General features: G+C 35.3%; 4 protein-coding genes. All 4 read right to left on the bottom strand.

Annotation, left to right across the window (positions count from 1 at the left end; translation table 11 throughout):
* A partial coding sequence (tuf, locus tag ON15_RS08865) for an elongation factor Tu (RefSeq protein ID WP_010581131.1) occupies nt 1–900 on the bottom strand: 900 nt, incomplete at its 3' end.
* A gap of 190 nt (nt 901–1090) precedes the next feature.
* A complete protein-coding gene (locus ON15_RS08860; RefSeq protein ID WP_141567411.1) occupies nt 1091–2005 on the bottom strand; it encodes a hypothetical protein in 915 nt (304 codons plus the stop codon).
* Nucleotides 2006–2090: 85 nt separating this feature from the next.
* Nucleotides 2091–3800, bottom strand: coding sequence for a ribonuclease J (locus ON15_RS08855; protein ID WP_010581129.1), 1710 nt, complete (start codon nt 3798–3800; stop codon nt 2091–2093).
* Nucleotides 3801–3817: 17 nt separating this feature from the next.
* Entirely contained in the window at nt 3818–4690 is an 873-nt protein-coding gene (gene dapA / locus ON15_RS08850) for a 4-hydroxy-tetrahydrodipicolinate synthase (RefSeq protein WP_010581128.1), read from the bottom strand.
* Nucleotides 4691–4789 lie beyond the last annotated feature (99 nt).

Raw genomic sequence — 4789 nt, 5'->3', positions numbered from 1 at the left:
AATGGTGCCAGGAGCAGCCAAAACTTGTCCACGTTCAACTTGATCACGGTTAATACCACGTAACAATACACCAACATTATCGCCAGCTTCACCAAGATCCAAAGTCTTACGGAACATTTCTAGTCCAGTAACTGTTGATTTCAAAACTTCATCTTTCAAACCAACAATTTCAACTTCATCCCCAACTTTAACAGTTCCACGATCGATACGACCAGATGCAACTGTACCACGACCAGTAATAGTAAAGACATCTTCAACTGGCATTAAGAATGGTTTATCTGTAGGACGATCTGGAGTTGGAATATATTCATCAATTGTGTCCAACAATTTTTCAACTTGCTTAACAGCTTCTGGATCACCTTGAAGAGCTTTCAAAGCAGAACCACGGATGATTGGAGTATCATCACCAGGATAATCATACTCATTTAAGAGTTCACGAACTTCCATTTCAACCAAGTCAAGCAATTCATCATCATCAACCAAATCACATTTGTTTAAGAAGACAACGATATAGTTAACACCAACCTGACGAGCAAGTAAAATGTGCTCACGTGTTTGTGGCATAGGACCATCTGTAGCTGCAACAACTAAGATCGCACCATCCATCTGAGCAGCACCAGTGATCATGTTTTTAACATAGTCAGCATGTCCTGGAGCATCGATATGTGCATAATGACGCTTTTCAGTTTCATATTCAACATGAGCTGTGTTGATTGTGATTCCACGTTCACGCTCTTCTGGAGCAGCATCGATTGATGCATAATCTTCTTCCTTAGCTAGTCCTTTAGCAGCTAAAACTTTTGTAATAGCAGCTGTTAAAGTTGTCTTCCCATGGTCAACGTGGCCGATAGTACCAATGTTTACATGGGGTTTTGTTCTTTCGTAATGTTCTTTTGCCATTAATACGAACCTCCTGTAATTTTGCAAGAAAAATCCGCAACAAAAACCAATTGCCGATAATCCTTTAATTTTTATTATACTACTTCCATCAAAGAATACCAAGTAAAAACTATATCTCTAACAGAAGAATCCTTATGCTATTATATAAGTTGACTTCTTATTTGTAAATAGCCAACTGACAGAAATAAAATTAAATATTCCACTCACTTAAATATGTTTCTAGCAACAAACACCAATCTTTTTGATCTTTTTCTGCCAACTCATCTTTTTTCCCCAAAAAGATTGCTAACCAGTTATGATCAAACTTGGCGATCCGATCTTCAAACGGATAAAGTAATTGTAATTTAAGAAAAACCTCTTTTTTTTGCAAATTTGCGAGTTGCTGATCAGAAAAGTGAGAAAAATAAACTGCAAACTGTTTTCTGAGTTTTGAATTCTTAAAATCATGCAGTTCACTTGGAATCACCATAATGTTTTTGCCATTTAAAAAACTAAGATTATACTTCGTCTGAATTTTCAAAGCTCGTAGATTATCCAGTAATTCACTTTTCACCAATGGATGGACGGTTCGCATTGCCATAATGCGTTTGCTCAAAACTAAAAAATCAGCCAATGGTAAATGTAATATTTTTTCAACTAACTGTCGTTGAGCAGGTACCGGCCAAAAACTGATTTTTTTGCTCTGTGATTGACACAAGCTAGTGAACTGTTGATTTGCTTGCTTTTCGGCCTGGTCAATCATCCTTCTAAACAGACTTTTTTCGCTCTGATTCATATATTGCTCAAAGTAAATAAATAACTTCCGCATTTTTAAAAACAAAGCTGCTTTCCCCATTGCCAAAAAAAGCTGTTTCAAATAATCATTATCAGCAACGTAAGCAGTTAAATATTCTTCAGCTGTTGCAACTGCCATCGAGTAATCTTTTAAAGCCAGAAAATTTGAAAATAACAAATAATTAATCCGAAAATTTTTCTTTTGTCGATAACATTTTTTTAACAGCTTATTAGCCTGGTAAAATTTTCCTTGAGCGCTCAAAATCTCAGCTTGACGCAAATCAAAAGTAATTTGATCTTTCAATACCAAAAATCTATCTTTTCCTTTCATTGTTAATAATCAGCAAAAAGCCATGGAATACAGAGTTTAAATTCCTAAATTCCATGGTTTAAAAATCAAAAAATAAATTTTTAAATTAATTTTGCGATATTACTTTCCTTTTTTTAAAACGATGATGCTGATTGGTTTCCATAATGATCGGCAAAATTACTGGATGCCGTTTAGTTTGTTCATATAAGAAGTGATTTAATTGATCACGAATATCCTGTTTAAGATGTCCCCAATCAAACTCTTTATTATCTAAATTTTTTTGAACAGCCTTAATCACAATTTTTTGACTCTCTAAAATCAAATTATGACTAGTTTTTAAATAGACAAACCCTCGCGAAGTAATCTTGGGCTGATCAACAATTTCTTTTTTCTTCCGATTAATGGTCACAACGGCAATAAAAACGCCATCTTCCGATAAAGCTTTACGATCTCGCAAAACTATATTACCGATATCACCAACTCCACTACCATCAATTAACGTGTTGCTTATCTCAACTGAAGCAGTAAGAAGTAACTTATTATGTTCATATTCAAGCAAATCGCCTTTAGAAGTTAAAAAAATATTTTCTTTTGGAATCCCTACTTCACGAGCACAGTCTGCATTAGCTGCCATTAAGCGATATTCGCCCTGAATTGGTATAACGTAGCGGGGCTTCAGCAAATTCATCATCAACTGTAAATCACTGCGACTAGCATGACCAGATGAATTTAATTCATCAGCAATTGTTTTAACATCAGCTCCTGCACGATAAATCATATCTTTTGTTCTAGCTACCATCGTATCCATTGCATGTGATGGCGTTGTAGTAATAAAAACAAGATCACCTTCCTGTAAAGAAACTTTAGGATGACGATGCACAGCCATTTTCTGTAATGATTTTAATGGTTCACCAGAACGGCCCGTTTCTAAAATAACTATCTGATCATCTGGAAAACGTTTAATATTTTTAAAGGGAACTAATAAATCTTCAACCGGCAACTTTAACTTATTCAATTTCAAAGCTGTATGAATAATCTCCTCGGCATCATGACCGGCTAAAGTTACTTTTCGCCCATTTTTAGCAGCAGCATTAAAGATTTGCTGTACACGCAAAATATTTGACGCCACACAAGCAACAATAATTCTTCCCTTACGATATTCAAAGTTATCACTAACTAATTCATAAATTTCACGTTCATCAACCGTTTCCTTGGGGTTCTCAGCATTAGCCGAGTCACTTAAAAGAGCCAACACCCCATCCTTACCAATTTCAGCTAAACGCTCAAAATCAGTCTGATATTCTGGAGCAGCTGTTTGGTCAAAGCGAAAATCGCCAGTATAAACAACATTCCCCTCAACAGTTTTAATGACAATTCCTAATGATTCAGGAATTGAATGCGTCGTCCTAAAGAAAGAAACCGTCGTTCCAGCAAAATCAATTTCAGTTTTTTCATCAACGATATGAAAATCATTAAAGTTAGCAACTCGTTTGTTTTTATCTGCTTTAACACTAATTTTAGCTAAAGCAATCGTTAATTCACTACCAAAAACGGGAACATTGAATTCATTTAAAAAATAAGGCAATGCGCCAATTGCATCTGCATGCCCATGAGTCAAAAAAACTCCGACAATTCGCTGCGAATTTTCCCGTAAATATGAAAAGTCAGGAATTATTGTATCAATTCCTAAGGGCTCATTTTCAGGATACTTTAAACCACAATCAAGAATATATATTTCATCATTCACTTCAACTGTGTACATATTTTTAGCATTTTCGCGTACACCACCAATTGGAATGATCTTCAAATTGGACATATTTTCCTCCTTAACTACTAAATATCAAGTTTTTGATAAAGCTCATTTAATTTTTCGGTTGGATATTCTAAAATTGGTAACCGGCAACCGCCAACTCTAATTCCGATTCGATTCAAAGCCGCTTTAGTTGGACTAGGAGAAGGAGCCGAAAACATAGCTTGCATTTTAGGAGTCAAAAAACGCATCAACTCTGCTGCTGTTGAAAATTTTCCTTCATTAACTGCCTGATACATTTGCTTCAACTTTTCGCCGTATAAATGACTTGCAACTGAAATAACACCCTTGGCACCAATTGTTTTAGCAGCTAAAGCATCAGCATCCTCTCCGGTATATACCAAAAAGCCGTCAGCAACTTGCTCAACAATTTTTGCCAAATTTACATTCCCAGTACAATCTTTTAAACCAATAATATTTTTGTTTTTTGACAAATATGCAATAGTTTCAACATTCATCGTGACACCCGTTCGACCAGGAATATTATAAATAAATAGTGGCAACTTGCTAGCTGCTGCAACTGCCTCAAAGTGAGCAATCATTCCGCGTTGATCAGGCTTATTATAGTATGGAACAACCACCAAAGCAGCAGCAACGCCACCAATTTCAGCAACTTGCTTCGTAAACTCAATTGTTGTCTGTGTGTTATTTGTTCCCGTTCCTGCAATAATCGGAACTCTGCCAGCAACTATTTCAACTGTTTTTTTAATTAAAGCCAGCTTTTCAGTTTCACTCAATGTTGGACCCTCACCAGTTGTTCCACTAACTAAGATTCCTTGTGTCCCTGTTTTTAATAAATATTCAATTAAATTTTGTAGACGTACAAAGTCCAACTTTCCTTCTTCATCAAAAGGAGTAACCATTGCAGTAATAATTTCTGCATTTTGAAAATCCATAATAATTCCTCCAATTTAACTTCAAAAATTATATATATGAACAACTATCCGTACTGTTTTCTTAAAATATTATTATATCACATAATTATGAATAAATCA

It is taken from the genome of Liquorilactobacillus vini DSM 20605 (assembly GCF_000255495.1).
GTDB lineage: Bacteria > Bacillota > Bacilli > Lactobacillales > Lactobacillaceae > Liquorilactobacillus > Liquorilactobacillus vini.
The sequence above is the reverse complement of the archived record's forward strand: the minus strand, read 5'-3'. Positions and strand labels throughout refer to the sequence as shown.

What these genes read in the sequence shown, in the direction of transcription:
- ON15_RS08855 (WP_010581129.1), bottom strand. Translation starts at nt 3,800, where the DNA reads ATGTCCAATTTGAAGATCATTCCAATTGGTGGTGTACGCGAAAATGCT.
- ON15_RS08860 (WP_141567411.1), bottom strand. Translation starts at nt 2,005, where the DNA reads ATGAAAGGAAAAGATAGATTTTTGGTATTGAAAGATCAAATTACTTTT.
- dapA (WP_010581128.1), bottom strand. Translation starts at nt 4,690, where the DNA reads ATGGATTTTCAAAATGCAGAAATTATTACTGCAATGGTTACTCCTTTT.